The sequence below is a fragment of the Thauera sp. K11 genome, assembly GCF_002354895.1.
GTDB lineage: Bacteria > Pseudomonadota > Gammaproteobacteria > Burkholderiales > Rhodocyclaceae > Thauera > Thauera sinica.
In genome coordinates, this window is the sequence record NZ_CP023439.1 from 1,035,889 (window position 1) to 1,061,727 (window position 25,839).

General features: G+C 66.4%; 25 protein-coding genes and 1 pseudogene. 17 read left to right on the forward strand and 9 right to left on the reverse strand.

Annotated features, from left to right (window positions below; all coding sequences use genetic code 11):
• Positions 1 to 66: 66 nt before the first annotated feature.
• The 3 genes from dnaK to CCZ27_RS04510 form a co-directional block, all read right to left on the reverse strand.
• Positions 67 to 1,995, reverse strand: a complete 1,929-nt coding sequence (dnaK, locus tag CCZ27_RS04500; protein ID WP_096445961.1) for a molecular chaperone DnaK — start codon at positions 1,993 to 1,995, stop codon at positions 67 to 69.
• Positions 1,996 to 2,118: 123 nt separating this feature from the next.
• Positions 2,119 to 2,709: a nucleotide exchange factor GrpE gene (grpE, locus tag CCZ27_RS04505; protein WP_096445963.1), complete on the reverse strand. Its 591-nt coding sequence runs from the start codon at positions 2,707 to 2,709 to the stop codon at positions 2,119 to 2,121.
• Positions 2,710 to 2,888: 179 nt separating this feature from the next.
• Positions 2,889 to 3,752 carry an MBL fold metallo-hydrolase gene (locus CCZ27_RS04510; RefSeq protein WP_096445965.1) on the reverse strand — a complete coding sequence of 288 codons (864 nt, stop codon included), beginning with the start codon at positions 3,750 to 3,752 and terminating at the stop codon, positions 2,889 to 2,891.
• Between the two features lie 127 nt (positions 3,753 to 3,879).
• Between CCZ27_RS04510 and CCZ27_RS04515 the strand changes: the two genes are divergently transcribed.
• Together CCZ27_RS04515 and CCZ27_RS04520 are read left to right on the forward strand one after the other, a co-directional pair.
• On the forward strand, positions 3,880 to 4,377 hold the full coding sequence (locus CCZ27_RS04515) for a hypothetical protein (RefSeq protein ID WP_157748441.1): 498 nt from the start codon (positions 3,880 to 3,882) through the stop codon (positions 4,375 to 4,377).
• 40 nt (positions 4,378 to 4,417) lie between these two features.
• Positions 4,418 to 4,600, forward strand: coding sequence for a hypothetical protein (locus CCZ27_RS04520; RefSeq protein WP_232516561.1), 183 nt, complete (start codon positions 4,418 to 4,420; stop codon positions 4,598 to 4,600).
• A 13-nt stretch (positions 4,601 to 4,613) separates the two neighbouring features.
• On the opposite strand, the gene CCZ27_RS04525 is transcribed toward CCZ27_RS04520, so the two are convergent.
• Positions 4,614 to 6,293 carry a sigma-54-dependent Fis family transcriptional regulator gene (locus tag CCZ27_RS04525; protein WP_096445969.1) on the reverse strand — a complete coding sequence of 560 codons (1,680 nt, stop codon included), beginning with the start codon at positions 6,291 to 6,293 and terminating at the stop codon, positions 4,614 to 4,616.
• Positions 6,294 to 6,741: 448 nt separating this feature from the next.
• On the opposite strand from CCZ27_RS04525, the gene CCZ27_RS04530 reads away from it, so the two are divergent.
• The 7 genes and pseudogenes from CCZ27_RS04530 (at position 6,742) to CCZ27_RS04560 (ending at position 12,511) form a co-directional block, all read left to right on the forward strand.
• Entirely contained in the window at positions 6,742 to 7,005 is a 264-nt protein-coding gene (locus CCZ27_RS04530) for a phenol hydroxylase subunit (protein WP_096445971.1), read from the forward strand.
• Positions 7,006 to 7,035: 30 nt separating this feature from the next.
• On the forward strand, positions 7,036 to 8,031 hold the full coding sequence (locus CCZ27_RS04535; protein ID WP_096445973.1) for an aromatic/alkene monooxygenase hydroxylase subunit beta: 996 nt from the start codon (positions 7,036 to 7,038) through the stop codon (positions 8,029 to 8,031).
• A 12-nt stretch (positions 8,032 to 8,043) separates the two neighbouring features.
• Entirely contained in the window at positions 8,044 to 8,313 is a 270-nt protein-coding gene (locus tag CCZ27_RS04540) for an MmoB/DmpM family protein (RefSeq protein ID WP_096445975.1), read from the forward strand.
• Between the two features lie 20 nt (positions 8,314 to 8,333).
• On the forward strand, positions 8,334 to 9,887 hold the full coding sequence (locus CCZ27_RS04545) for an aromatic/alkene/methane monooxygenase hydroxylase/oxygenase subunit alpha (RefSeq protein WP_096445977.1): 1,554 nt from the start codon (positions 8,334 to 8,336) through the stop codon (positions 9,885 to 9,887).
• A gap of 135 nt (positions 9,888 to 10,022) precedes the next feature.
• Positions 10,023 to 10,306, forward strand: a pseudogene (locus CCZ27_RS04550) (phenol hydroxylase subunit P4).
• A 79-nt stretch (positions 10,307 to 10,385) separates the two neighbouring features.
• Positions 10,386 to 11,441, forward strand: coding sequence for an NADH:ubiquinone reductase (Na(+)-transporting) subunit F (locus tag CCZ27_RS04555; RefSeq protein ID WP_096445979.1), 1,056 nt, complete (start codon positions 10,386 to 10,388; stop codon positions 11,439 to 11,441).
• A gap of 140 nt (positions 11,442 to 11,581) precedes the next feature.
• Positions 11,582 to 12,511: a catechol 2,3-dioxygenase gene (locus CCZ27_RS04560; protein WP_096445981.1), complete on the forward strand. Its 930-nt coding sequence runs from the start codon at positions 11,582 to 11,584 to the stop codon at positions 12,509 to 12,511.
• 235 nt (positions 12,512 to 12,746) lie between these two features.
• Here the strand turns inward: CCZ27_RS04560 and CCZ27_RS04565 are convergent, their stop codons facing one another.
• The 3 genes from CCZ27_RS04565 to CCZ27_RS04575 all read right to left on the reverse strand — a co-directional run bounded on the left by CCZ27_RS04565 (position 12,747) and on the right by CCZ27_RS04575 (position 14,947).
• Positions 12,747 to 13,397, reverse strand: coding sequence for an NAD(P)-dependent oxidoreductase (locus CCZ27_RS04565; RefSeq protein ID WP_096452165.1), 651 nt, complete (start codon positions 13,395 to 13,397; stop codon positions 12,747 to 12,749).
• 41 nt (positions 13,398 to 13,438) lie between these two features.
• Positions 13,439 to 13,864: an organic hydroperoxide resistance protein gene (locus CCZ27_RS04570; RefSeq protein ID WP_096452167.1), complete on the reverse strand. Its 426-nt coding sequence runs from the start codon at positions 13,862 to 13,864 to the stop codon at positions 13,439 to 13,441.
• A 69-nt stretch (positions 13,865 to 13,933) separates the two neighbouring features.
• A complete protein-coding gene (locus CCZ27_RS04575) occupies positions 13,934 to 14,947 on the reverse strand; it encodes a zinc-dependent alcohol dehydrogenase family protein (RefSeq protein ID WP_096445983.1) in 1,014 nt (337 codons plus the stop codon).
• Positions 14,948 to 15,116: 169 nt separating this feature from the next.
• Here CCZ27_RS04575 and CCZ27_RS04580 point away from each other — a divergent pair, with 169 nt between their 5' ends.
• Positions 15,117 to 15,500 carry a winged helix-turn-helix transcriptional regulator gene (locus CCZ27_RS04580; RefSeq protein WP_269769093.1) on the forward strand — a complete coding sequence of 128 codons (384 nt, stop codon included), beginning with the start codon at positions 15,117 to 15,119 and terminating at the stop codon, positions 15,498 to 15,500.
• 109 nt (positions 15,501 to 15,609) lie between these two features.
• Here the strand turns inward: CCZ27_RS04580 and CCZ27_RS04585 are convergent, their stop codons facing one another.
• Positions 15,610 to 16,347 (reverse strand): FCD domain-containing protein, encoded by a 738-nt coding sequence (locus tag CCZ27_RS04585; protein WP_096445987.1) that lies wholly within the window; start codon positions 16,345 to 16,347, stop codon positions 15,610 to 15,612.
• 168 nt (positions 16,348 to 16,515) lie between these two features.
• Between CCZ27_RS04585 and CCZ27_RS04590 the strand changes: the two genes are divergently transcribed.
• The 7 genes from CCZ27_RS04590 (at position 16,516) to purL (ending at position 25,195) form a co-directional block, all read left to right on the forward strand.
• Positions 16,516 to 16,953 (forward strand): GlcG/HbpS family heme-binding protein, encoded by a 438-nt coding sequence (locus tag CCZ27_RS04590; RefSeq protein WP_096445989.1) that lies wholly within the window; start codon positions 16,516 to 16,518, stop codon positions 16,951 to 16,953.
• 17 nt (positions 16,954 to 16,970) lie between these two features.
• Entirely contained in the window at positions 16,971 to 17,825 is an 855-nt protein-coding gene (locus CCZ27_RS04595; protein ID WP_096445991.1) for an alpha/beta fold hydrolase, read from the forward strand.
• Positions 17,826 to 18,111: 286 nt separating this feature from the next.
• The gene (locus CCZ27_RS04600; protein ID WP_096445993.1) at positions 18,112 to 19,038 is read left to right on the forward strand and encodes an acetaldehyde dehydrogenase (acetylating); all 927 of its coding nucleotides are present in this window, start codon (positions 18,112 to 18,114) and stop codon (positions 19,036 to 19,038) included.
• A gap of 11 nt (positions 19,039 to 19,049) precedes the next feature.
• Positions 19,050 to 20,081: a 4-hydroxy-2-oxovalerate aldolase gene (gene dmpG, locus CCZ27_RS04605; RefSeq protein ID WP_096452169.1), complete on the forward strand. Its 1,032-nt coding sequence runs from the start codon at positions 19,050 to 19,052 to the stop codon at positions 20,079 to 20,081.
• 108 nt (positions 20,082 to 20,189) lie between these two features.
• Positions 20,190 to 20,381: a 2-hydroxymuconate tautomerase gene (thmT, locus tag CCZ27_RS04610; RefSeq protein WP_004357990.1), complete on the forward strand. Its 192-nt coding sequence runs from the start codon at positions 20,190 to 20,192 to the stop codon at positions 20,379 to 20,381.
• Between the two features lie 158 nt (positions 20,382 to 20,539).
• The gene (locus CCZ27_RS04615) at positions 20,540 to 21,130 is read left to right on the forward strand and encodes an antibiotic biosynthesis monooxygenase (RefSeq protein WP_096445995.1); all 591 of its coding nucleotides are present in this window, start codon (positions 20,540 to 20,542) and stop codon (positions 21,128 to 21,130) included.
• Between the two features lie 129 nt (positions 21,131 to 21,259).
• Positions 21,260 to 25,195 (forward strand): phosphoribosylformylglycinamidine synthase, encoded by a 3,936-nt coding sequence (gene purL, locus CCZ27_RS04620; protein WP_096445997.1) that lies wholly within the window; start codon positions 21,260 to 21,262, stop codon positions 25,193 to 25,195.
• 49 nt (positions 25,196 to 25,244) lie between these two features.
• On the opposite strand, the gene dksA is transcribed toward purL, so the two are convergent.
• Positions 25,245 to 25,679, reverse strand: a complete 435-nt coding sequence (gene dksA / locus CCZ27_RS04625) for an RNA polymerase-binding protein DksA (protein ID WP_096445999.1) — start codon at positions 25,677 to 25,679, stop codon at positions 25,245 to 25,247.
• Positions 25,680 to 25,839 lie beyond the last annotated feature (160 nt).

Sequence of the window (25,839 nt, forward strand, 5' to 3'; positions counted from 1 at the left end):
GGCCGAGCCGGCGCCGGAGCAGGGCTCCGGCGGGGCTCGGCCGCGAAGGATTCGCCGGGGGGGCGATTACTTCTTGTCCTTCACTTCGGTGAATTCGGCATCCACCACGTCGGCATCGTCGGCCTTGCCGCCCGACGACTGGGCACCGGCACCCGCCTGGGTGCCCGCCTCGGCCTGCGCCTGGGCATACATGTGCTCGCCCAGCTTCTGCGCGGCCATCGCCAGCGCCTGGCTCTTGGCCTCCATTGCATCCTTGTCGGAGCCCTTGATCGCCTCCTCGGCTTCCTTGATCGCGGCTTCGATTCCGGACTTCTCGTCGGCCGACAGCTTGTCGCCGTATTCGCCCAGCGCCTTCTTCGTCGAATGCACCAGCGCATCGCACTGGTTGCGGGCATCCACGAGCTCGTGCGCCTTCTTGTCTTCCTCGGCGTGCGCGGCGGCGTCCTGCACCATGCGCTCGATCTCGGTGTCCGACAGGCCGGAGTTGGCCTGGATCTTGATCTTGTTCTCCTTGCCGGTGGCCTTGTCCTTGGCCGACACGTGCAGGATGCCGTTGGCGTCGATGTCGAAAGTGACCTCGATCTGCGGCATGCCGCGCGGCGCCGGCGGGATGTCCGACAGGTTGAACTGGCCCAGGCTCTTGTTGCCGCCGGCCATCTCGCGCTCGCCCTGCAGCACGTGGATCGTCACCGCGGACTGGTTGTCGTCGGCGGTCGAGAACACCTGGCTGGCCTTGGTCGGGATCGTGGTGTTCTTCTGGATCAGCTTGGTCATCACGCCGCCCAGGGTCTCGATGCCCAGGCTCAGCGGGGTGACGTCGAGCAGCAGCACGTCCTTGACTTCGCCCTGCAGCACGCCGCCCTGGATGGAGGCGCCCACGGCCACGGCCTCGTCCGGGTTCACGTCCTTGCGCGGCTCCTTGCCGAAGAACGCCTTCACGCGTTCCTGCACCATCGGCATGCGCGTCTGGCCGCCGACCAGGATCACGTCGTCGATGTCGGAGACCTTCACGCCGGCGTCCTTGAGCGCGACGCGGCAGGGCTCGATGGAGCGCTCGACCAGGTCTTCCACCAGCGATTCGAACTTGGCGCGGGTGATCTTGATCGCCAGGTGCTTCGGCCCGGTGGCGTCGGCGGTGATGTAGGGCAGGTTGACCTCGGTCTGCTGGCTGGACGACAGCTCGATCTTCGCCTTCTCGGCCGCTTCCTTCAGGCGCTGCAGCGCGAGCACGTCGTTCTTCAGGTCGACGCCCTGTTCCTTCTTGAACTCGGTGACGATGTAGTCGATCAGGCGCTGGTCGAAGTCCTCGCCGCCGAGAAAGGTGTCGCCGTTGGTGGCCAGCACCTCGAACTGGTGCTCGCCGTCGAGGTCGGCGATCTCGATGATCGAGATGTCGAAGGTGCCGCCGCCGAGGTCATACACCGCGATCTTGGAGTCGCCCGGCTTCTTGTCCATGCCGAAGGCGAGCGCGGCCGCGGTCGGTTCGTTGATGATGCGCTTGACTTCCAGGCCGGCGATGCGGCCGGCGTCCTTGGTGGCCTGGCGCTGGCTGTCGTTGAAGTAGGCCGGCACGGTGATGACGGCTTCGGTGACTTCCTCGCCGAGGTAGTCTTCCGCGGTCTTCTTCATCTTGCGCAGCACTTCGGCGGAAACCTGCGGCGGCGCGATCTTCTTGCCGCGCACTTCCACCCAGGCGTCGCCGTTGTCGGCCTTGGCGATCGTGAAGGGCATCAGGTCGATGTCCTTCTGCACTTCCTTCTCTTCGAAGCGGCGGCCGATCAGGCGCTTGATCGCGAACAGCGTGTTCTTCGCGTTGGTGACGGCCTGGCGCTTGGCCGGTGCGCCGCACAGGATCTCGCCCTCGTCGGTGTAGGCGACGACGGACGGCGTGGTGCGCGCGCCTTCGGAGTTCTCGATGACCTTGGGCTTGCCGCCTTCCATCACGGAAACGCAGCTATTGGTGGTACCGAGGTCGATGCCGATGATCTTGCCCATGTGTGATCCTTTGATTGTTTGGATTCGCTGGCGGGGCGGCGCGGCCGCCCGGTCTGGTTTCAATATGGGGGGACGGGGCCGGCTTTCAAGCGATGCGCCGCAAAAAACCGGGCCTGCGCGGGCTTACTGCTGCGGGGAGGCGGCTTTCGCCTTCGCCACCATCACCAGCGCGGGACGGATCACGCGCTCGTTGAGCAGATAGCCCTTCTGCAGCACGTTGACGACCGAATTGGGCTCGGCGTCGGACTCGACCGCGCTGATGGCCTGATGCCTGTTCGGGTCGAACTTCTGCCCCAGCGGATTTTCCTCGGCCACCTTCGCGCTCTCGAACGCGGCCACCAGTTGCTTGAGGGTCAGTTCGACGCCCTCGCGCAGCTTTTCCACCGTCTGGTTCTCCACCGACAGGGCCGCCTCCAGGCTGTCCTTCACCGGCAGCATCGCGGTGGCGAATTTCTCGGCGGCGAATTTCGATGCCTTGGCGATGTCCTCCTGGGCGCGGCGGCGGACGTTCTCGGTGTCGGCCTTGGCGCGCAGCCAGGCGTCGTGGTGTTCGGCGGCCTTCAGCTCGGCCAGGCGCAGGGCGTCTTCCAGGCTGGGCATGACGTCCGGGGCGGTGCCGGGGGTGGCGTCGGTCGCGGCGGCGGGCGCCTCGGCAGCGGCGGGCTGCTGTTCGAGTTCCGGCATCGGGTTGGGGTTCTGGCTCGGGTCCTGCATGGGTGTTCGCTCCCTGTTGATCCGTTCGACGCCCGCCTATCTGGGGGTGCCGGCGCCGATTTCAAGTGCTCCGCGCGAAGTTTCGGCCAGGCGCGGGCGATCGGCGGGCGCGGGCAGCCGCGCGCCGGTGGCGAGGTGCGCTCCGGGGCGGGGAACGCCCGGATGCCGGGACGCCCCGGTCAGAAGACGTCGATCGGCACCTTCAGATAGCGCACGCCGTTGTCCTCGGCCGGGGGCAGGGCGCCGGCGCGGATGTTCACCTGGATGGCGGGCACGATCAGCCGGGGCAGGTCCAGCGTGGCGTCGCGCGCCCGGCGCATGGCGATGAAGGCCGCTTCTCCGATGCCGTCGCGGACGTGGAGGTTGCCGTCGCGCTGGGCGCCGATGCTGGATACGCAATCCGGCCCGCGCCCGGCCGGCGGATAGTCGTGGCACACGTAGAGGCGGGTATCGGGCGGCAGCGACAGCAGACGCCGGATCGAGCGGTACAGGATGGCTGCGTCGCCGCCGGGGAAGTCGCAGCGGGCGGTGCCGACATCGGGCATGAAGAGCGTGTCGCCGACGAACACCGCGTCATCGCCGACGCAGTAGGCGAGGTCGGCCGGCGTGTGGCCCGGCACCTGCATGGCGACGGCCGGAACGGCGCCGATATGGAAATGCTCGCCGTCGCCGAAGAGGTGGTCGAACTGGGAACCGTCGGCGCGGAAGCCGGGTTCGAGATTGAAGGTGTGCCGGAAGGTCTCCTGCACCTCGGCGATGCGGGCGCTGACGCCCATCCTGCCGCCCAGCCGCTCGCGCAGGTAGGCCGCCGCCGACAGGTGGTCTGCGTGCGCGTGCGTTTCGAGCAGCCACTGCACGCGCAGGCGATGCGCCTGGACGAAGGCGACGATGCGTTCCGCCCCATCGGTCGACGTGCGCCCCGACGACAGGTCGTAGCCGAGCACCGAGTCGATGATGGCGCAATCGGTACCGTCGGCTTCGAAGACGACATAGCTGAAGGTGGCCGACGGAGGGTCGAAGAAGGGCTCGATGCAGAGAGGCATGATGCGAAAGTCCTGAGCGGAGGACGTGCTTGGCGAACAGGGTAGCGGCAACGGCCGGCACGGTCCGTGCGAAGTGTCGCAGCCCACGCCATGCTGCCGGCGGACATGCCGGAAGAGCCGGCCCGATATGCCGCAGGACGTGGTAGTGCGGATTCGAGGCGGCGGGCATGCCGTGCCCGGATCGGGGCACCCGCAGTCTCGGCGACGATATTTTTCTGTCACACTTGCGCTCGTGTTTGTCATGAAGCGGGGCGGCCGGGTTTTCGCGGCGGGCTTCGTGTCTTGCGCCATGCGCTACCCTTTCACGCTGATCATCTGCGATGCTTCCCGGCTGTTGCGCTACTTGTCCCAGTGGGACGTGGCGGAGGCGTTCAGCCGTATGCGGCTGGTCGAGCCGGAGGGCATCGATGACGAGTTTCCGCGTGCCTGGCGCTGGAACGACGCCGTTTGCGCGCTTTTCTCGCGCCCGCAGCGCTGGCGGCTCGAGAGCCTTCGGGCCAACCTGGAAAGCCTGTGCCGCGAGGCGAAGATGATGGACAGGCACATCATCTTCCACCTGGAGTTCGAGAGCGATCTTCGCCGCCTGGGGCTGCCGGTCCGGCCGGAGTACGTGATGCAGTTGTGATGCGGCTTGCGATCTGGCACTTCGGGAGCGGGTGGCCTATATGAAGCTGTTCGGCCCCGATTCGCAGACGGCGCTCGTCGCCGAGGATGACGATTCCGGCATTGCGGCGAACGCGCGCATCGCCGCCGACTTGGTCGAAGGCGGGTACTTCGTGCAGGTGCGCCACTGGAACCGGGCGAGCGGCGTGGGCGATTACTCCGTGGCGGTGCGCAAGGCGCGCTGAACCGGCAACCGGCTCAGGTGTTCTTCTTCAGGCGGTAGTTCAACTGCGGGCGGGTGATGCCGAGCAGGCGGGCGGCAGCGGAGAGATTGCCCTTGGCGCGTTCCACCGCGCGGTGCAGCAGTTCGCATTCGAGCGCATCCAGGGCGATGCCCGAATCCAGCACCGCGTCCGGCAGGTCGAGGGAGGCAGGTGCGCCGTGAGCGGGCCTGCTCTCGAGCCGCCCTTCCTTGCTCACCGACGAGTGGGCGGTGTCTTCCCGCGGGATGGCGCCGACGAAGAGGTGCTCGGCTTCGATCCAGCCGTTGTGCGGCGCGAGGATGACGCCGCGCTCGATCACGTTTTCCAGCTCCCGCACGTTGCCGGACCATACGTGTGCCTTGAGCGCGCGCATGGCCTTGTCGGTGATGCCGGCCACGCGCTTGTCGTGCAGGGTACAGAAACGGGTGACCATCGCATCCACCAGCGGCGGGATGTCGGCAATGCGCTCGCGCAGCGGCGGGATCGTGATCGGGTAGACGTTGAGCCGGTAGAACAGGTCGCGGCGGAAACGGCCGTCGGCGACCGCTTCCTGCAGGTTCACATTGGTGGCCGCCACGAGGCGGACGTTGACCTTGCGCGAACGCTCGTCGCCGAGGCGTTCGATCTCGCCTTCCTGCAGCACCCGCAGCAGCTTGGCCTGCGCCGACAGCGGGAGTTCGCCGAGTTCGTCGAGGAAGAGGGTGCCGCCGTCGGCGCGCTCGAACTTTCCGGCGCGGGAGGCGTGGGCGCCGGTGAAGGCGCCGCGCTCGACGCCGAAGAGTTCGGATTCGATCAGTTCGTCGGGCAGGGCGGCGCAGTTCACCGCGACGAAGGGGCCGTCGTGGCGCGGGCTGAGGTCGTGCAGGGCGCGCGCGAAGCGTTCCTTGCCCACGCCGGTCTCGCCCAGCAGCAGGACGGTGACGCTGGTGGGTGCGGCCTTCACGGCGAGGTCGTAGGCGTGCAGGAAGGTGGCCGAGTTGCCGATGAGGTTGGGGACCTTGTTGCGACAGGCGATGCTGCGGCGCATCGCTTCCATTTCTTCGCGCAGTTCGAGCAGGCGGCCGACGATGGAGTCGGCCTCGAAATAGGTCCGCAGCGAATCGGCGTCCGGCCATTCGTCCACCGGCCGGCCGACGATGCGGCAGTGCGCCGCGCCGGTGGCGGCGCATTCGACTTCCTTGAAGAGGATGAAGCTGCCCATGAAGGCCGTGGTGTAGCCGGATGCGTAGCCGATCTGCATCCAGCAGACCGGATGGTCCACCTCGCCGAAGGTCTGGACGTGCGCCTCGACCTCCCACGAATGGCGCCAGATGAATTCACCGTAGAACTGCCTGCCGTCGATGTCCACTTCCAGGCGCACCGGCTCGACCTGGACCGAACCTTCGAGCATGTGCAACTGCGGCCCGACGACGAAGGCGTCGACCAGGTCGCCGGCACCCCGCACCTTGCGCGCCAGTTCCGCGTCGCGCATGCCGGAGGCGAAACCCATGCGGGTGAGGATGCGGCGGGCCTGTTCGGTGCCGACCGACTCGATCAGCTCCTTGCGCAGTTCCGCCAGGGCGCCGGCATGCAGCAGCACCATCCGGTGCTCGCCCAGCCAGATCAGGCTGTCTTCGCTGGAAAAGCGCAGCAAGCGCCTGAGATCGGAATCTTCCGGGTACCGGATGCTGCTCAAGCCTGTCTCCTCCTCATCCCGTCGAACGCGGGTTTTTCGTGCCTTGTCTTGCGCCGGACGGCGCAGGCCGGCCTCCCGATCATCCGGTTCTTATAACACGCGGCCGGGCGACCCTGCGTGGGGGAAGTCCTGTGCCGGCGCGGAAGATCTCTCGACAGCGAATATTAATCTCGAAATTTGCTCCGTGGCCAATCGGTCCGGTCTGCTGCCCGGCCAGGGGCGTGAAAGGCCGGCTTTGTTGCGATGCAAAAAATTGATTCGATCATTTGATCAAGTGATGGGGCCGGTTTGATCATTTGATCATTCAAGAAAAGATGGAAATTTCAACCGAATCCCGTTGGAGCCGCTGTTTTTGATTTGAATCAAGAACTTGAAAAATCTGGCACGGACCTTGATTCATAGGTCTGCGTGGCTAGCGCCACTGCACCAAAACAGACGGAGCCCGCAGATGGAGAAAGACAAACCCACGGTAGACCTGTCCCGGAAGTACGTGCGCCTGATCGAGCGCCGTGCCGACGGGTTCGTCGAGTTCGAGTTCGCCATCGGCGAACCCGAGCTTTACGCGGAAATGCTGCTGCCCGAGGAGGCGTACGAAGCGTTCTGCAAAGCCAACGAGGTGATTCACCTCGGGCCGCGCGAGGCGTCGGCCGAGTCCGAGGGTTCCGAGTGGGACTGGAACCTGCATCAGGCAACCCATCAGCGATTCCGTTGAGTCGCCGGTCAATCAACAGGAGGAGAATTCATGCAAATCGATTTGCGCACGGTGTCCATCAAGCCCCTGCGGCACACCTTCGACCACATCGCCCGCCGCATCGGCGGCGACAAGCCGGCGTCCCGCTACCAGGAAGGGACGCTGGACATGCAGGCGACCGACAACTTCCACTACCGGCCGACCTGGGACCCGGAGTACGAGATCTTCGATCCGGCGCGCACCGCGCTGAAGATGGCCGACTGGTACGCGTTCAAGGACCCGCGCCAGTTCTACTACGGCGCCTACACCATGGCGCGCGCCAAGCAGCAGGACACCGCCGAGGCCAACTTCGACTTCGTCGAGAACCGTGGCCTGGCCGCGACGCTGCCGGAAGCGGTGCGCGACACCGTGCTCAAGCTGCTGGTGCCGCTGCGCCACGTGGCCTGGGGTTCCAACATGAACAACGCGGCCGTCTGTGCCTATGCCTACGGCGCCGGCATCACCCAGCCCTGCATCTACCAGGCGATGGACCAGCTCGGCATCGCGCAGTACATCACCCGCGTCGGCCTGCTGCTGGGCGACATCGACGTGCTGGACGAGGCCAAGAAGGCGTGGCTGGAAGACGACGCCTGGCAGGGGCTGCGCCGCTACGTCGAGGACAGCTTCGTGATCAAGGATCCGATGGAGCTGTATTTCGTCCAGAACGTGGTGCTCGACGGCCTGCTGTATCCGCTGGTGTATGAAACCATCATCGACGACGTGCTTTCGTCGCAGGGCGGCACGGCGGTGGCGATGCTCACCCAGTTCATGACCGACTGGTTCGCCGAGACGAAGAAGTGGGTCGATGCCACGGTGAAGACGGCGGCGGCGGAGTCGGCCGAGAACAAGGCACTGGCGGCCAGGTGGATCACCGGGTGGCGCGACCGTGCCGCCGCGGCCCTGCTGCCGGTGGCGCGCATCGCCCTGGGCGAGCGCACCGACGAGGTCATGGCCGACGTCGTCCAGCAGTTCAATGCCCGCATGACCAAGGCCGGCGTGGCCCTCTGAGGAGATATCCGGATGTCGACCGTATTCATCGCGCTGCAAACGAACGAAGAAACCCGCCCGATCATCGAGGCGATCCTGCAGGACAACCCGACGGCGGTGGTGGATGAGCAGCCCGCCATGGTGAAGATCAACGCCGAACGCGAACTGGTGGTCCGCCGCGAGACGATCGAGGAGATCACCGGCAGCGAGTACGACCTGCAGTCGCTGCAGGTGAACCTGATCACGATGTCGGGCAACCTGGACCAGACCGACGACGAAATCCGCCTTTTCTGGAAGGCTTGACCCAAGAGGAGACCCAACACATGGACATGCAAGTCGCCAAGAAGAAACTCGGCCTGAAGGAACGCTATGCGGTCATGACGCGCGGCCTGGACTGGGCGCCGTCGTACCAGAAGATGGAGGACATCTATCCCTACGTCGCCTACGAGGGCATCAAGATCCACGACTGGGACAAGTGGGAAGACCCGTTCCGCCTGACGATGGATGCCTACTGGAAGTACCAGGCCGAGAAGGAGCGCAAGCTGTACGCGGTCATCGACGCCTACAACCAGAACAACGGCCACCTCAACGTCACCGACGCGCGCTACATCAACACGGTGAAGCTCTTCCTCACCGGCGTGAGCCCGCTGGAATACATGGCGCACCGCGGCTTTGCCCATGCCGGCCGCCAGTTCCCCGGCCCCGGCCCGCGCGTGGCCTGCCTGATGCAGTCGCTGGACGAGATGCGTCACGCGCAGACCCAGGTGCACGCGGTGTCGAACTACAACAAGTACTACAACGGCCTGCACGACTTCCATCACATGCACGACCGCGTGTGGTACCTGTCGGTGCCGAAGTCCTTCTTCGACGATGCCGTCACCGCCGGCCCGTTCGAGTTCATGGTGGCGATCGGCTTCTCGTTCGAGTACGTGCTGACCAACCTGCTGTTCGTGCCCTTCGTCTCGGGCGCGGCCTACAACGGCGACATGGGCACGATGACCTTCGGTTTCTCGGCGCAGTCCGACGAGGCCCGCCACATGACGCTGGGCCTGGAAGTGATCAAGTTCATCCTGGAGCAGGACCCGGACAACGTGCCCATCGTCCAGCGCTGGATCGACAAGTGGACCTGGCGCGGCTATCGCGTGCTGACCCTGGTGGCGATGATGATGGACTACATGCTGCCCAAGCGCACGATGAGCTGGAAGGAAGCCTGGGAGGTGTACTTCGAGGAGAACGGCGGCGCGCTGTTCAAGGACCTGGCCCGCTACGGCATCAAGATGCCGCAGTGCGCGGAGCAGATCGCCCTTGAGAAGGACCACCTGTCGCACCAGGCATGGAGCACCTTCTACAACTACGCCGCCGCGGCCGACTTCCACACCTGGATGCCGGACGACGACGAGATGGACTGGCTGTCGTCGAAGTACCCGGAAAGCTACGACAAGTACTACCGTCCGCGCATGGAGTTCTGGCGCGAGCAGGCCGCCAAGGGCAACCGCTTCTACAACAAGACGCTGCCCATGCTGTGCCAGACCTGCCAGATCCCGATGCTCTTCACCGAGCCGGGCGACCCGACCAAGATCTGCTACCGCGAAGTGGATTACAAGGGCGAGAAGTATCACTTCTGCTCCGACCACTGCAAGGCGATCTTCGAGCACGAGCCGGAGAAGTACGTGCAGTCTTGGCTGCCGGTGCACCAGATCTACCAGGGCAACTGCTTCCCCGAAGGCACCGATCCGACCGCGGAAGGCTTCGACCCGCTGGCCGCGGTGCTCAAGTACTACAACCTGGAGTTCGGCCGCGACAACCTCGACTTCGACATTTCCGAGGACAAGAAGAACTTCGCCGAATGGCGCGGCCAGGCGACCAAGAACGTCTGATGCCGCACGCCGCGGGCGCACCGGCGCCCGCGGCCTTCAAGTGATCAAGGAGACAACGACATGGCCGCTGTTGCCGTTTCGAAATACGAGTTCGCCCCTGCCGACACGCAGGACAAGTTCCACGGTGCCCAGTTGATGTACATCGGCTGGGAAGACCACCTTCTGTTCTGCGCGCCGTTCGCGTTCCCGTTCCCGCCCACGATGCGCTTCGGCGACATCGTCTCCAACGTGCTGCCGGGTGCGTTCGGCTACCACCCGAGTTCTCGCAGATCGACTGGGCGAAGACCGAGTGGCTGAAATCGGGCAAGCCCTTTTCGCCGGATTTCGACAAGTCGCTGGCCGAAAACGGCCTCAAGCACAAGGACGCGATCCGCTTCCGGACGCCGGGCCTCACCGGCATCAAGGGTTCCTGCAGCTGATCGACCGCAGCGGCGGCGACCCGCGCGAGCCGGTCGCCGCCGCATGCCGGACCGACGACAGAGAGAACGGAAGAGAACCATGAGTTACGAACTGACCATTGAACCCATCGGCCAGACCATCGAGGTCGAGGACGACCAGACCATTCTCGATGCCGCGCTGCGTGCCGGCATCTGGCTGCCGCACGCCTGTTGCCACGGCCTGTGCGCCACCTGCAAGGTGAGCGTGATCGACGGCGAGGTCGACCACGGCGAAGCGTCCAGCTTTGCGCTGATGGACTTCGAGCGCGACGAAGGCAAGACGCTGGCCTGCTGTGCGCGCCTGCAGAGCGACGTCACGATCGAGGCCGAGATCGAGGAAGACCCGGATGCCGAATCCATCCCGGTGCGCGACTTCCCCGGCACCGTGACCCGCATCGAGAGCCTCACGCCCACGATCAAGGGCGTGTTCATCGAGACCGACGAGCCGATGCACTTCCAGGCCGGCCAGTACATCAACTTCTTCCTCGAGGGCGGCGAATACAGCCGCGCGTTCTCGCTGGCGAACCCGCCCTCGACCGGCCGTGCGGTGGAACTCAACATCCGCATCGTGCCAGGCGGCCGCGGCACCACCTGGGTGCACGAAAAGCTGCAGGTCGGCGACCGCGTGAAGCTGTCGGGCCCCTATGGCCGCTTCTTCGTGCGCAAGTCGGCGCCGGAATCGCTGCTCTTCATGGCGGGGGGCTCGGGGCTGTCCAGCCCGCGCTCGATGATCGCCGACCTGCTGGAGGCGGGCGACACGCGGCCGATGACGCTGGTGTACGGCCAGCGCAACCGCACGGAACTCTACTACCACGACGAATTCCTGGCCCTGGCCGGGCGCCATCCGAATTTCACCTACGTGCCCGCGCTGTCGGACGAGCCCGCCGATTCGGACTGGAACGGTTTCCGCGGCTTCGTGCATGAGGCGGCGAAGGCGCACTTCGACAACGATTTCCGCGGCCACAAGGCTTACCTGTGCGGCCCGCCGATGATGATCGATGCCTGCATCACCACGCTGATGCAGGGCCGCCTGTTCGAGCGCGACATCTACACGGAAAAGTTCTTCTCGGCGGCGGACGTGCAGCAGGTGCGCAGCCCGCTTTTCAGGAACATTTGAGTTTTATCAAGAAATATCGAGATTTTTTCCGCGCGGCTTGAACCTGTGGCTATGATTTTCGGGCGTTTTTCGATCGCTTGTAACCCGGCTCGATCCGGTTGGCCAAAGGCCGGACGAGTCAATTTCTGGAGGAGAAATCCATGGCAATGACTGGCGTACTGCGTCCCGGCCACATCTCGCTGCGCGTGCTGGATCTCGAGGAAGGCATCAATTTCTACAAGAACACGCTGGGTCTCGTCGAGACCGGGCGAGACGGCCAGGGGCGCGTCTACTTCAAGGCGTGGGACGAGCGCGACCACAACAGCGTGCTGATCCGCGAGGCGGAGGACGCGGGCATCGACTTCTTCGCTTTCAAGGTGGCCGACAAGGCCACGCTGGAAAAGCTCGATGCCGACCTGCAGGCCTACGGCTTGGCCACCGAGCGCATTGCGGCCGGCGAGATGCTCGAGACCGGTGAGCGCGTGCGCTTCAAGCTCCCCTCCGGCCACTTCATCGAGCTTTACGCCGAGAAGACCGACATCGGCAACGGCCAAGCCTATGTGAACCCGGACCCGTGGATCGCCGATGCCGAGCGCGGCATCGCCCCGACCCGCATGGACCACTGCCTGCTGTACGGTCCGGACATCGAGAAAGTCCAGGAGATCTTCGAGAAGGTGCTCGGGTTCTACCTGGTCGAGCACGTCGTCATGGAAGACGGCAAGACCGACCTGGCCATCTGGCTGTCGTGTTCGATCAAGGCCCACGACATCGCCTTCGTGCGCCATCCGGAGCCGGGCAAGCTGCACCACATCTCCTTCAAGCTGGACAGTTGGGAGAAGGTGCTGCGCGCGGCGGACATCATGTCGATGAACCGTATCTCGATCGACATCGGCCCGACCCGCCACGGCATCACCCGCGGCACCACGATCTACGCGTTCGACCCGTCCGGCAACCGCTTCGAGACCTTCTGCGGCGGCTACGACGGCTACCCGGACTACAAGGCCATCAAGTGGACGTGGGACCAGGTCGGCCCGGGCATCTTCTATCACGACCGCAAGCTCAACGAGCGCTTCCTGACCGTGGTTTCCTGAGCGGCGGAACGAAATACGGCACGCTGTTCATCGCCACGCGCCATTCCTGGCCGTCGTCGGTGCACAGCAGCGCGACGCCAGTGGTGCGGGTGGCGAAATCGGGTGCAGGCGGGTCGCTGTGGCCGATCGAGAAGTGCCCGATCACAGGCGTTTGCGCTCCTGCGGGAACAGCCGTGCCGTAGACAGCTCCGCCGCCGCGCCAGCGCTGCGGCCAGGCCGAGCGATTCAGCGCTTGCTAGTAGGCGAAATGGATCTGGCCGCGCCGCAGCGTCGGCGACTCGATCTCGTCGACGACCGCCAGCGCGAAATCCGCCCCGCCGATCGCGGACTTGCCTTCGGCGTCGAACAGCGCGACATCGCCCGATTTGCGGTAGATGCCGCGCCGCTCGCCCGGCGCGAAGGCGCCGAACTGCGCGCCCGGGCTGACGAACAGCCAGTCCAGTGCCTGCGGCGCTTCGGCCTGCAGCAGATCGAACGCATCATGGGTCGCACGCGCGCCGTCGAGGAACTCGGGCGGCACGTCGCCGCTGTCGATGAAGCGCGGCGCACCGGGGGCCGGACGCAGCCCGCTGAAGCCGCCGATGACGACGAAGCGCGCCCCGGCCCGGGCGATCGGTGCCAGCGCGGCGCGGTAGATCGGTATGAATTGCGCGGCTAGGCCGGGCTGGAACGGCGACAGCGCGCCCACCACCACGTCCGCGCCCGCGATGACGCGTTCGAGCGTTTCCAGGTCAGCCGCCGAGCCGGTCTCGTGGCGCACGCCCGGTACCGGCTCGGCCGGCTGCGAACGGCCCAGCGACACCACCTCGTGGCCGCGGGCAGCGGCCTCGCGCACGATGTGCGAGCCGGCATAGCCGTTGCCGCCAATCACGATGATCTTTGCCATGTTCATTGCTCCTTGGGTCATTGCTGCTGATGTTTGCCGGCTCATTCCACCGTCACGTTCAGCGCCACGTCGATGTTGCCGCGCACCGCATTGGAATAGGGGCAGGTCTGGTGCGCCTGTCGGGCCAGTTCTTCGGCCGTGGCCTGATCGACGCCGCCCAGGCGTACTGTCAGGGCGGCACTCAGGAAGAACGATTTGTCTTCCGCCTGGTGCAGGCTGACCTGGTTCTCTACTTCCGAGTGCGCCAGGGTGATCTTGCGGCTTCGGGCAATGTGCTTGAGCGCCGAGTGGAAGCAGGCGGCGTAGCCGGCAGCGAAAAGCTGTTCCGGGTTGGTCTTGTCGCCGGCGCCGCCCAGGGACTTGGGATGAACGAGATCGAGATCGAGCAAGCCGTCTTCACTGCGAACATGGCCATTTCGGGCGTCGCCGGTGGAAAGCGCGGAGGTGGTGTAGAGCGCGTTGGACATCATGTTTCCTCTGTTGGTTGAAGGCAGGGGCCGTCTCGCTGGATCAGGCGGCCACCGTTGAAAAGCAGGTCAAAGTGCGTAGTCCAGTCCGATCTTGCCGAAGTGCTCTCCCGCCTGTTGCAGACGGAAAGCATCGGCGATGTCGCGCAGGGCGAAGCTGCGGTCGATCACCGGCCGGATACCGGTGGCGTCGAGGGCGCGCACCAGTTCGATCTGGTGCTGGCGACTGCCTACACCGATGCCGGCAATGCGCTGCTGGCGCGCCATCAGTTCGATGGTGGGCACCACGCCGGCAAAGCCGGTGAGCATGCCGATCAGCGCGATGCGACCACCGATGCGGGTTGCCTTGATCGACTGCGCCAGGGTGCCGGGGCCACCGACCTCGACGGTCAGATCGACACCGCGTCCGGCGGTGATCTCCAGCACCCGTTCAGCCCATTCCGGCTGCTTGCGGTAATTGATGAGGTGGTCTGCGCCCAGTTGGCGGGCGCGTTCGAGTTTTTCGTCCGAAGACGAGGCCAGCAGCACCGTCGCGCCCGCCGCCTTGGCGAGTTGCAGGGCGAATATGGAAACACCGCCGGTGCCCAGCAGCAGCACGGTGTCGCCGGGCTTGATGCCGCCTTCGACCACCAGCGCCCGCCAGGCGGTCAGGCCGGCGGTGGTCAACGTGGCCGCCTCGACGTGGCTGTAGCCCTTGGGTGCATGCGTGAAGGCGGTAGCGGGGCGCACGGTCACTTCGCTGGCATAGCCGTCGATGCCGTCACCGGGCGTGTGCGCGAACCCGGCAAATTGTGGTTCGCCGGCCAGCCAGGGCGGGAAGAAGGTCGAAACCACCCGGTCGCCCACGGCGAACTCGCTGACTCCGGCACCAATGGCCTCGACCACACCGGCGCCGTCTGCCAGCGGAATGCGGCCGTCGACGACCGGAAGCTGCCCCAGCACCACCGCCAGGTCATGGGCGTTGAGCGAACTGGCGTGCAAGCGCACGCGGATTTCGCCGGGTCCGGGCACGCCGGGATCGGCCAGTTCGACCTGCTCGACATGCTCCAGGCCAAAGGGGCTGCGCAAACGAATGGATTTCATGCCTGGGAACCTCTCTTTCTAAGATCCGGAAAGTTGACTTGTGACTTGCGCTGCACCTTAATCCCGTTCATTCCATCCAGTAAGTACGCACCCTTGGGTTAGTATGAAAAGCCACCCTGGCGCCAACCCGCTTTCCGAGGCTTCTGCCCAAACCTTGGATGAAGGGACATTGACCTCGCGCGTCCGGCGCGGGGATCTCTTCATCGGCTCCGGAAATTGCGAATCGCGCGAAGTCTTTTCCCACATCACCAGCCTGTGGGGCGTTCTGTGCCTGATCGCATTGCGCGATGGCACCTTGCGCTTCAGCGAGTTGCGTCGAAAGGCCGGCGGAGTCAGCGAGAAAATGCTGGCGCAGACGCTGCAGCGCCTGGAGGCGGACGGATTGGTCCGCCGGACCTCCTATCCGGTTGTCCCGCCGCACGTCGAGTACGACCTGACCCCCCTGGGGGAGGAAGCGGCCGCGCATGTCGCCGCGCTTGCGGATTGGCTTGAAGTCAATCTTCCCCGTATCAGGCAAGCCGCAAGCCAACGCACGCATCCGCCCAGGTCCTAGATCAAGCGGCTTTGAGTCCATCCAGCAACCGATTCTCCTGATTGATTGCCGGTTTAATGAAAAAGCGGCCCTCGGGCCGCTTTTTTTGCGCTTGCGGGATGGTGCCGTGTCACCCGTGGTTGTTGTTGCCCCCGCGGGTGAAGAACTCGAGCGGAAGGCGTTTCACCGCATCGAGGGTGCGCAGGATGTGTTCGGACAGGATGGAACTCGCCCGCGCACCGTCGCGCGCCAGCGTGGCGTCGAAAAGGGCGTGGTGTTCGGAGTGGATGTCGCGCGTGATCGGCTGCTTGAACAGGCTCACGCGCCGATAGCGTTCCGACTGCTGGTAGAGGATCTGCTGGAAGTGCCGTATCCAGCGCGACGGGCTGGCGGCGATCAGCGCCTCGTGGAACGCGCGGTTGCAGCGCTCCCATTCTTCCGTCGTCGCTTCGTCGTTGTCGCTGAGCTTCTGTTCGGCGCGGGTGAGGCGGTGGAAGGCGGCGACCAGCGTCGCCTCCCAGGCGTCGTTGCCGCGCGCGATGGACTGGCGCAGTGCTTCGGTTTCGAGCAGTACGCGCGTATGGCTGATGTCCTCGCAGTCGGCGATGGAGATCGGTGCGACGCGAAAGCCGCGCTGCCCCTGGGCCACCACCAGCGCGTCGGTGACGAGCAGCAGCAGCGCTTCGCGCAGCGTGCCGGCGCCGACTTCGTACTGGTCCTTGAGATGTTCGACGCGCAGCTTTTCTCCCGGCGCATAGACGCCTTCGATGATGTCGCGCCGCAACCGGAGATAGGCGGCCTCGACGAGGGTCTTCGGCTCCGGGACGATGTCGCCGTCGCTCACCGTGGAGACATGCTTGTCGCGCATGAGTGCTCGATTGATGAAAAATGTCGTGGTATGAATTTTAGCTGAGCGTGAAAAATATAGGGCCTCCCATAATCTCGAGATTAAATATTGACTTCGAGATTGGGGGGTACTATCTTGCCGCGATCGGTTTGCGGCATTACGGCCCAATTCCACAACGAGGAGACGAATATGAAAGTCGCGGTGCCCCAGTCCACGGTGTCGTGGGAAGCAGGCCATGCTGCGGTGGAGGCCGCGGTCCGCCACGCCGGATCACTTGGGGTTCTCATCAATGTCGCGGTCACCGACGTCGGCGGTAATCTCATCTCCTTTTTGCGCATGCCCGGGGCGTTCGTGCAGTCGATCGACATCGCGATCGACAAGGCCCATACCGCGGGCGGCTTCGGCTTTCCGACCAAGCAGTGGATGTCGGTCTTCGGCGACAACGAGGGCATGAAGTTCGGCTTCTCGGCGCGTCCGCGGCTGGTCGTCTTCGGCGGCGGCCTGCCGATCCGGGTGAATGGCGAACTGATCGGCGGCATCGGCGTGTCGGGCGCCTCGGAAGAACAGGATGCGGAGTGTGCGCGCGCGGCGTTGATCGCCATCGGCGCAGACGCGGTGGAACTTTGAATTCAGGAGCGAGCGGGATGAGCGATTCCAGCCCCGAGATCGGCCGCAGCATCGTGGCTGCGGGCATTCGCACGAACTACCACGACGTTGGCGAAGGTTTTCCGCTGCTGATGATCCACGGTTCGGGGCCGGGCGTGTCGGCCTGGGCGAACTGGCGGCTGGTGATGCCCGAACTGGCCAGGCGCTCGCGCGTGATCGCGCCCGACATGGTGGGCTTCGGCTTCACCGATCGTCCGGAAGGGCAGAAGTACGACATGGACGCGTGGGTCGAACAGGCCGTCGGCCTGCTCGACGCGCTCGGCATCGAGCGTGCGGACCTCGTCGGCAACTCGTTCGGCGGTGCGCTGGCGCTCGCGCTGACGATCCGCCATCCGCAGCGCGTGCGCCGGCTCGTGCTCATGGGCAGCGTGGGCGTGCCGTTCGAGATCACGCCGGGCCTGGACGCGGTGTGGGGCTACGAGCCCTCGTTCGAGAGCATGCGCCGCATCATGGACTACTTCGCCTGGGACCGTTCGCTGGTGAACGACGAACTGGCGAAGCTGCGCTACGAGGCCAGCATCCGTCCGGGCTTCCAGGAATCCTTCTCGGCCATGTTTCCCGCGCCGCGCCAGCGCTGGGTCGACGCGATGACGAGCAAGGAGGCGGACATCCGCGCGATCGCCCACGAGACGCTGGTGATCCACGGCCGCGACGACCAGGTCATCCCGATGTCGACCTCGCTGACGTTGGCCAACTGGATCTCGCGCTCGCAACTGCACGTCTTCGGACGCTGCGGGCACTGGACCCAGATCGAGCATTCGGCGCGCTTCGCCCGTCTGGTCGGCGACTTCCTCGCCGAGGCGCAGGCGGACGAGCCCAGGGCGCTCGACTGATTGCAGGTGCGCGGCGGGCAGCCTCTCTCCCTCTCCCATGCCCCGCCGCGTGCCCTGCATTCCAAAGGACGTCGTTGGCTGACCCGATGGAACCCTCGATGGACGTTCGTCTCTCAGGCAGGTGGGCGGCTGCGGCCGCCCCGGCCTGCGGAACCGGCTCCGCCGTTGCCCGACGGCAGGCGGGGAGGGCGCGGGAGCAGGAGGGGCCGCGATGCGGCTCGCGTGGAGGCCGCGGGATCCGCAGCCTGATTGATTCAACCAAGCTATCTCACAGAGAACGAAGGCGATGAGCAAGAAAATCAAGTGCGCGCTGATCGGTCCGGGCAACATCGGCACCGACCTGCTCTACAAACTGAAGCGCAGCCCGGTGCTGGAGCCGGTGTGGATGGTCGGCATCGACGCCACGTCCGAGGGCCTTGCCCGTGCGCGCGAAATGGGCCTGAAGACCACCGCCGAGGGCGTCGATGGCCTGCTGCCGCACGTCCGCGAAGACGGCATCCAGATCGCCTTCGACGCGACCTCGGCTTACGTGCATGCCGAGAACAGCCGCAAGCTCAACGAGCTGGGCGTGCTGATGATCGACCTCACGCCGGCGGCGATCGGCCCCTACTGCGTGCCGCCGGTCAATCTGATCGAGCACGTCGGCAAGGGCGAGATCAACGTGAACATGGTCACCTGCGGCGGCCAGGCGACGATCCCGATGGTGGCCGCGGTGTCGCGCGTGCAGCCGGTGAAGTACGGCGAGATCATCGCCACCGTGTCGAGCAAGTCGGCCGGCCCGGGCACGCGCAAGAACATCGACGAATTCACCCGCACCACCGCGGGCGCGGTCGAACGCGTGGGCGGCGCCAGGCAGGGCAAGGCGATCATCATCCTGAACCCGGCCGAGCCGCCGCTCATCATGCGCGACACGGTGCACTGCCTGACCGAGGACGAGCCCGACCAGGCGAAGATCACCGAGTCGATCCACGCCATGATCCGCGAAGTGCAGAAGTACGTCCCCGGCTACAAGCTGGTCAACGGCCCGGTGTTCGACGGCAACCGCGTGTCGGTCTTCCTCGAGGTGGAAGGGCTGGGCGACTACCTGCCCAAGTACGCCGGCAACCTCGACATCATGACTGCGGCGGCGGCGCGTACTGCGGAGATGTTCGCCGAAGAGATCCTCTCCGGCCGTCTCACCCTCGAACCCAACCGTGCCGTCATGGCAGCCTGAAGGAGATGAGCATGGATCTTCACGGCAAGAAAATCACCCTGCACGACATGACCCTGCGCGACGGGATGCACCCGAAGCGCCACCTGATGACGCTCGAGCAGATGAAGAGCATCGCGGTGGGCCTGGACGAGGCGGGCGTGCCGCTGATCGAGGTCACCCACGGCGACGGCCTGGGCGGCAGCTCGGTCAACTACGGCTTTCCGGCGCACACCGACGAGGAATACCTCGGCACCGTGATCCCGCTGATGAAGCGCGCCAAGGTGTCGGCGCTGCTGCTGCCGGGCATCGGCACGGTCGATCACCTCAAGATGGCGTTCGATCTGGGCGTGTCGACGATCCGAGTGGCCACCCACTGCACCGAGGCGGACGTCTCCGAGCAGCACATCGGCATGGCCAGGAAGCTCGGCATGGACACCGTCGGCTTCCTGATGATGAGCCACATGAACAGCACGGAAGGGCTGATCGGCCAGGCCAGGCTGATGGAAGGCTACGGCGCCAACTGCATCTACATCACCGACTCGGCCGGCTACATGCTGCCCGACGAAGTGAGGACCAAGCTGGGCGCGGTGCGCGAGGCCCTCAAGCCGGAAACCGAGCTGGGCTTCCACGGCCATCACAACCTGGCCATGGGCGTGGCCAACTCGATCGCGGCGATCGAAGTCGGTGCCAACCGCGTCGATGCGGCTGCCGCGGGCCTGGGTGCGGGCGCCGGCAACACCCCGATGGAGGTGCTGGTGGCGGTGTGCGCGCGCATGGGCATCGAGACCGGCGTGGACGTGTTCAAGATCCAGGACGTGGCCGAAGAGCTCGTGGTGCCCATCATGGACTTCCCGATCCGCTGCGACCGCGACGCGCTCACGCTGGGCTATGCCGGCGTGTACGGCTCCTTCCTGCTGTTCGCCAAGCGCGCCGAGAAGAAGTACGGCATTCCGGCGCGCGAACTGCTGGTCGAGCTGGGCCGCCGCGGCATGGTCGGCGGGCAGGAAGACATGATCGAGGACACCGCGATCACGATGGCGAAGGCGCGCCAGCAGGCGGCCTGAACACCCTCGCCGCGCGTACCGGGTCCGGTGCGCGCGGCGGCGGACGGATTGGATGGATGCGGTGACTGCCCGCTGCGGGCCGAGCCGCGCTGAACAGGGAGGGTAGCTATGCCGTTGGCCGAAATCACGATGATCGAAGGGCGTACCGAAGACCAGAAGCGTGCGGTGATCGAGAAGGTCACGCAGGCGCTGGTGGAGGCGGTGGGCGCTCCCATCCAGACCGTGCGCGTCGTCATCCGCGAGGTTCCGAAGACGAACTGGGGTATCGGCGGGGTGTCTGCGAAGGATCTGGGGCGCTGATACGGGAGCGGACCGTCGATGCGATGCGCAGTCCGGCATCGGCTGCGATATGACCTCTCGATTTCATTCGGCCGGAAGCGCTTGCGACCGGCCGAATGCTTTCCGGGATTCGAGATGCCGCGCCGCGCGCGGCGAGCCATGATGTTGAAGGTGAATGAATGAGTGAAGCGACGAAAGCTGCAGGCACCGCACCCGCGGGCCCGGCACCGGTGACGCGCATTGCGCGGCGCCACGCGCGGCAAGGCCACGAAGCGGAATACGAGGCCCGGATTCGCGAGATGTTCGTCAAGCTGCGCGCCTTTCACGGCTTCATGGGCGCGGACCTGATTCCGCCCGAGCAGCCGGGGGGCTGCTACCAGGTGGTGGTCAATTTCGCCTCCGAGGCGGACCTGCAGGCATGGGACGACTCGGCCGTGCGCACCGAGATGCACAAGCGCATACGCGAGGTGGCCGAGGACGAGCCCGACTACCGCCGCCTGAGCGGGCTCGAGGCGTGGTTCGCCGGCGTGGTGGTGCCCGCGTCGATGCATCCGCCGCGTTTTCGCATGGCGGTCGTGACCTGGATGGGCATCTTCCCGGTGGTGTCCTTCTACCTGTGGCTGGTGTCGCTGTGGCCCGGCTTCTTCGAGCAGCCCTTCCTGCCGCGTACCGCGGTGTTCACCGCGGTGATCGTGGTGACGATGACCTGGGTGGTGATGCCGCGCCTGACGAAGCTCATGCGCGGCTGGCTGAATCCGCAGCAGAAGTAGTAGGCGGCAGCGGCCGGGGCGCTCCGGGCCGCTGCCGCGCGGCGGGAAAGGCGGGTGGGTCGGGTATAATTTCGGGCTTCCGCAGGCGTGCAAAGCCTGGGAAGCCTTCTCATTCCCGCCTCGACCGACATGACCCCGATCCTGAAACTGCGTGGCGCTGCGGCGCTGTCCCGTACCCGTCTGGAACGTCTTTCCCGCGCCGCGGGCGAGGTCCTGGCCAGGTTGAAGGGGCTCGCGGCCGAGCATTGGTACTTCGTCGAATTGTCGGCACCGCTGGCGGCCGGCGAACAGGAGCGCCTGGTCGATCTGCTCGGCGCCCGCCCGGAAACCGCGCAGGCTCCCGCCGGCACCCTGCTGCTGGTGGTGCCGCGCCTGGGCACGATCTCCCCGTGGTCGTCGAAGGCGACCGACATCGCGCGCCAGTGCGGTTTCGACAAGGTCGTGCGCATCGAGCGCGGCACCGCCTACACGGTCGATGCGAGGGATGCGGACGGCAACTCCGCCCTGCTCGCGCTGCTGCACGACCGCATGACCGAATCGGTGCTGCCGGCGCTGGACAAGGCCGACGAACTCTTCCACCACTATGCGCCGCAGCCGCTGACCTCGGTCGACATCCTCGGCGGCGGGCGCGCCGCGCTCGAGGCGGCCAACGGCGAACTGGGGCTGGCGCTGTCGGAGGACGAGATCGACTACCTGGTCGAGAACTTCGTCCGCATGGGGCGCAACCCGACCGACGTCGAGCTGATGATGTTCGCCCAGGCGAACTCCGAGCACTGCCGCCACAAGATCTTCAACGCCGACTGGGTCATCGACGCGCGGCCGATGGACAAGACCCTGTTCGGCATGATCAAGGACACGCACAAGGCTCATCCGCAGGGCACGGTGGTGGCCTATTCGGACAACGCCTCCGTCATCGAGGGCGCCGCCATCGAGCGCCTGTACCCGGACGCCGACGGCGTCTGGCGCTATCACTCCGAGCAGACCCACATCCTCGCCAAGGTCGAGACGCACAACCATCCGACGGCCATCTCGCCCTTTCCGGGCGCGGCGACCGGCGCCGGCGGCGAGATCCGCGACGAAGGCGCCACCGGCCGCGGCTCGCGGCCGAAGGCGGGGCTGGCCGGCTTCTCGGTGTCCAACCTGAACATCCCCGGCTTCGAGCAGCCCTGGGAGAAGCCCTACGGCAAGCCGGAGCGCATCGCCTCGGCGCTCGACATCATGATCGAGGGCCCCATCGGCGCCGCCGCGTTCAATAACGAATTCGGCCGCCCGAACCTCGCCGGCTACTTCCGCAGCTTCGAGCAGGAAGTGCAGGGCGAGGTGCGCGGCTACCACAAGCCGATCATGATCGCCGGCGGCGTCGGCAACATCCAGGCGCAGCAGTCGGAGAAGCCGGTCTTCCCGCCCGGCACGCTGCTGATCCAGCTCGGCGGCCCCGGCATGCTGATCGGCCTGGGCGGCGGCGCGGCGTCGTCGATGGCCACCGGCACCAATACCGCCGACCTCGACTTCGCCTCGGTGCAGCGCGGCAACCCCGAGATCCAGCGCCGCTGCCAGGAAGTGATCGACGCCTGCTGGCAGATGGGCGAGCGCAACCCGATCATCGCCATCCACGACGTCGGCGCCGGCGGCCTGTCGAACGCGATGCCCGAGCTTGCCGACCATGCCGGCCTCGGCGCGCATTTCGAACTGCGCGAGGTCCACATCGAAGAGCCGGGCATGAGCCCGCGCGAGATCTGGTCGAACGAGTCGCAGGAGCGCTACGTGATCGCCGTCGCGCCGCAGGACCTCGAACGGTTCCGCGCCTTCTGCGAGCGCGAGCGCTGCCCCTTCGCGGTGCTGGGCACGGCTTCCGCCGACGGCCGCCTCACCGTCACCGACCGCCATTTCGGCAACAAGCCGGTCGACATGGACATGAAGGTGCTGCTCGGCAAGCCGCCGAAGATGACGCGCGACGTATCGCGCCGCGCCGTCTTCCTGCCGCCGTTCGACGTGACCGACATCGACCTGAAGGAAGCCGGCTTGCGCGTGCTGCGCATGCCGGCGGTGGCGGGCAAGGGTTTTCTCATCACCATCGGCGACCGCTCGGTGGGCGGCCTGACCGCGCGCGACCAGTTCGTCGGCCCGTGGCAGGTTCCGGTGTCCGACGTCGCCGTCACCGCGATGAGCTTCCACGGCTACCGCGGCGAAGCCTTCGCGATGGGCGAGCGCACCCCGCTGGCCTGCATCGACGCGCCAGCCTCCGGGCGCATGGCGATCGGCGAGGCGATCACCAACATCGCCGCCGCCGACATCGCCGGCATCGGCGACGTCAAGCTGTCGGCGAACTGGATGGCCGCCGCCGGCCATCGCGGCGAGGATGCCGGGCTGTTCGACACGGTGAAGGCCGTCTCCGAATTCTGCATCGCCGCCGGCCTGTCCATCCCGGTCGGCAAGGACTCGCTGTCGATGCGCACGGCGTGGAGCGAGAACGGCGAGGACAAGCAGGTGGTCGCCCCGCTGTCGCTGATCGCCACCGCCTTCGCGCCGGTGCAGGACAGCCGCCGCACGCTCACCCCGCAATTGCAGCTCCCCGAAGGCGTGGACACCGACCTGCTGCTGATCGACCTCGGCAACGGCAGGAACCGCCTCGGCGGCTCGGTGCTGGCCCAGGCCTACGGCACGGTGGGCGAACATGCGCCCGACGTCGATCCGGCCCAGCTCGCCGCCTTCTTCGCCACGATCCAGCGCCTGCGCGGCGACGGCCTGCTGCTGGCCTACCACGACCGCAGCGACGGCGGGCTCTTCGCCACCGTGTGCGAGATGGCCTTCGCGGCCAGGTGCGGCCTGTCGCTGGTGCTCGATACCGTGTGCTACGACCACTACATGAACGACGTCGACGGCCTGGAGAAGAGGCCCGACACGCTGAAAGGCCGCTTCGGCGACAAGCTCTTCGCCGGCCTCTTCGCCGAGGAACTGGGCGCGGTGATCCAGATCCGCCGCGACGACCGCGCGCGGATCACCGAGGTCTTGCGCGAAGCGAAGCTGACCTATCACTTCATCGGCGAGCCCAACGACAAGGACGAGATCCGCTTCCGCCGCAACGCCAGGCTGGTGTTCGGCGCGGGCCGCAGCGAACTGCTGCAGGCGTGGTCCGAAACCGGCTACCGCATCGCCCGCCTGCGCGACGACGCCGACAGCGTGCAGCAGGAATTCGATGGCCTGGCCGATGCGGCCGACCCCGGCCTGTCGGTGTCGCTGTCCTTCGACGCCACCGAGGACGTCGCCGCGCCCTTCATCGCCACCGGTGCGCGTCCGCAGGTCGCGGTGCTGCGCGAGCAGGGCGTGAATTCGCAGGTCGAGATGGCCGCCGCCTTCGAGCGCGCCGGCTTCGCCCCGGTGGACGTCCATATGTCCGACCTGCAGTCCGGGCGCATCGGCCTGGCCGGTTTCCACGGCCTGGCGGCCTGCGGCGGCTTTTCCTACGGCGACGTGCTCGGCGCGGGGCAGGGCTGGGCGAAGTCCATCCTGTTCAACCCCGGGCTGCGTGCCGAATTCGAGGCATTCTTCCGCCGCGGCGACACGTTCGCGCTGGGTGTCTGCAATGGCTGCCAGATGATGGCGCACCTCGCCCCCATCATCCCCGGCGCCGAGGCATGGCCGACCTTCCACCGCAACCGCAGCGAGCAGTTCGAGGCGCGCTTCGCGATGGTCGAGGTGGTCGACAGCCCGTCCATCCTGTTCCGCGGCATGGCCGGCAGCCGCATGCCCATCGTCGTCAGCCACGGCGAAGGCCGCGCGGTGTTCGCACGGGAAGCCGACCGCGCCGGCGCGCTGCTCGCGCTGCGCCACGTGGACAACTACGGCAGGCCAACCGAGGCGTATCCGAAGAACCCCAATGGCTCGCCGGACGGCGTCACCGGCTTCACCACCGCCGACGGCCGCTTCACGATCATGATGCCGCACCCGGAGCGCACCGCCCGCACCCTGCAGATGTCGTGGGCGCCGCAGTGGCTGGTCGACGAGAGCCCGGATGCCTCGCCCTGGCTGCGCATGTTCCGCAACGCGCGGGTCTGGCTCGGCTGAGCCGGGCGGGCGCGCCCCGGCGGCGATGCGGGGCGGGCGTCGGCGGGCGTCAGCCGCCCATCATGCGGCGGCGGCGCTCGTGGAGTTCCTGGGCCTCGATGCTGTAGGTGGCGGTCGGCCGCGCCAGCAGGCGGGCGATGCCGATCGGCTCGCCGCTTTCCTCGCACCAGCCGTAGCTGCCGTTGTCGATGCGCGTGATGGCTTCGTCGATCTTGTGCAGCAGCTTGCGTTCGCGGTCGCGCACGCGCAGTTCGAGGGTGTGGTCTTCTTCCAGCGAGGCGCGGTCCGCCGGGTCGGCCGGGGATTCGAATTCCTGCAGATGCAGCGTCGTCCGGTGCGCCGAGTCCAGCAGCGCATCGCGCTCGCGCAGCAAGAGCGCCCGGAAAAAGGCGAGCTGCCGCGGCGACATGTAGTCATCTTCCGGCGCGGCCAGCAGTTCGGCTTCGGTCGGCAGCCTGTCAGGCGTCAGCAACTTCCCTGTCATGGTGTTTCTCCTCGGGTCACTGTGTGTTGAGGATCGCCGCGAAGGACGATGTGTCGTGGGCGGGGAGCGACTCCCGCCACGATACACGCCTAAGCCGGCGCCGGATACGGGGGCGGTCCGCGCCTCCGCCCGGCCGCCGCATCCTCTCCGTCTTCCATGA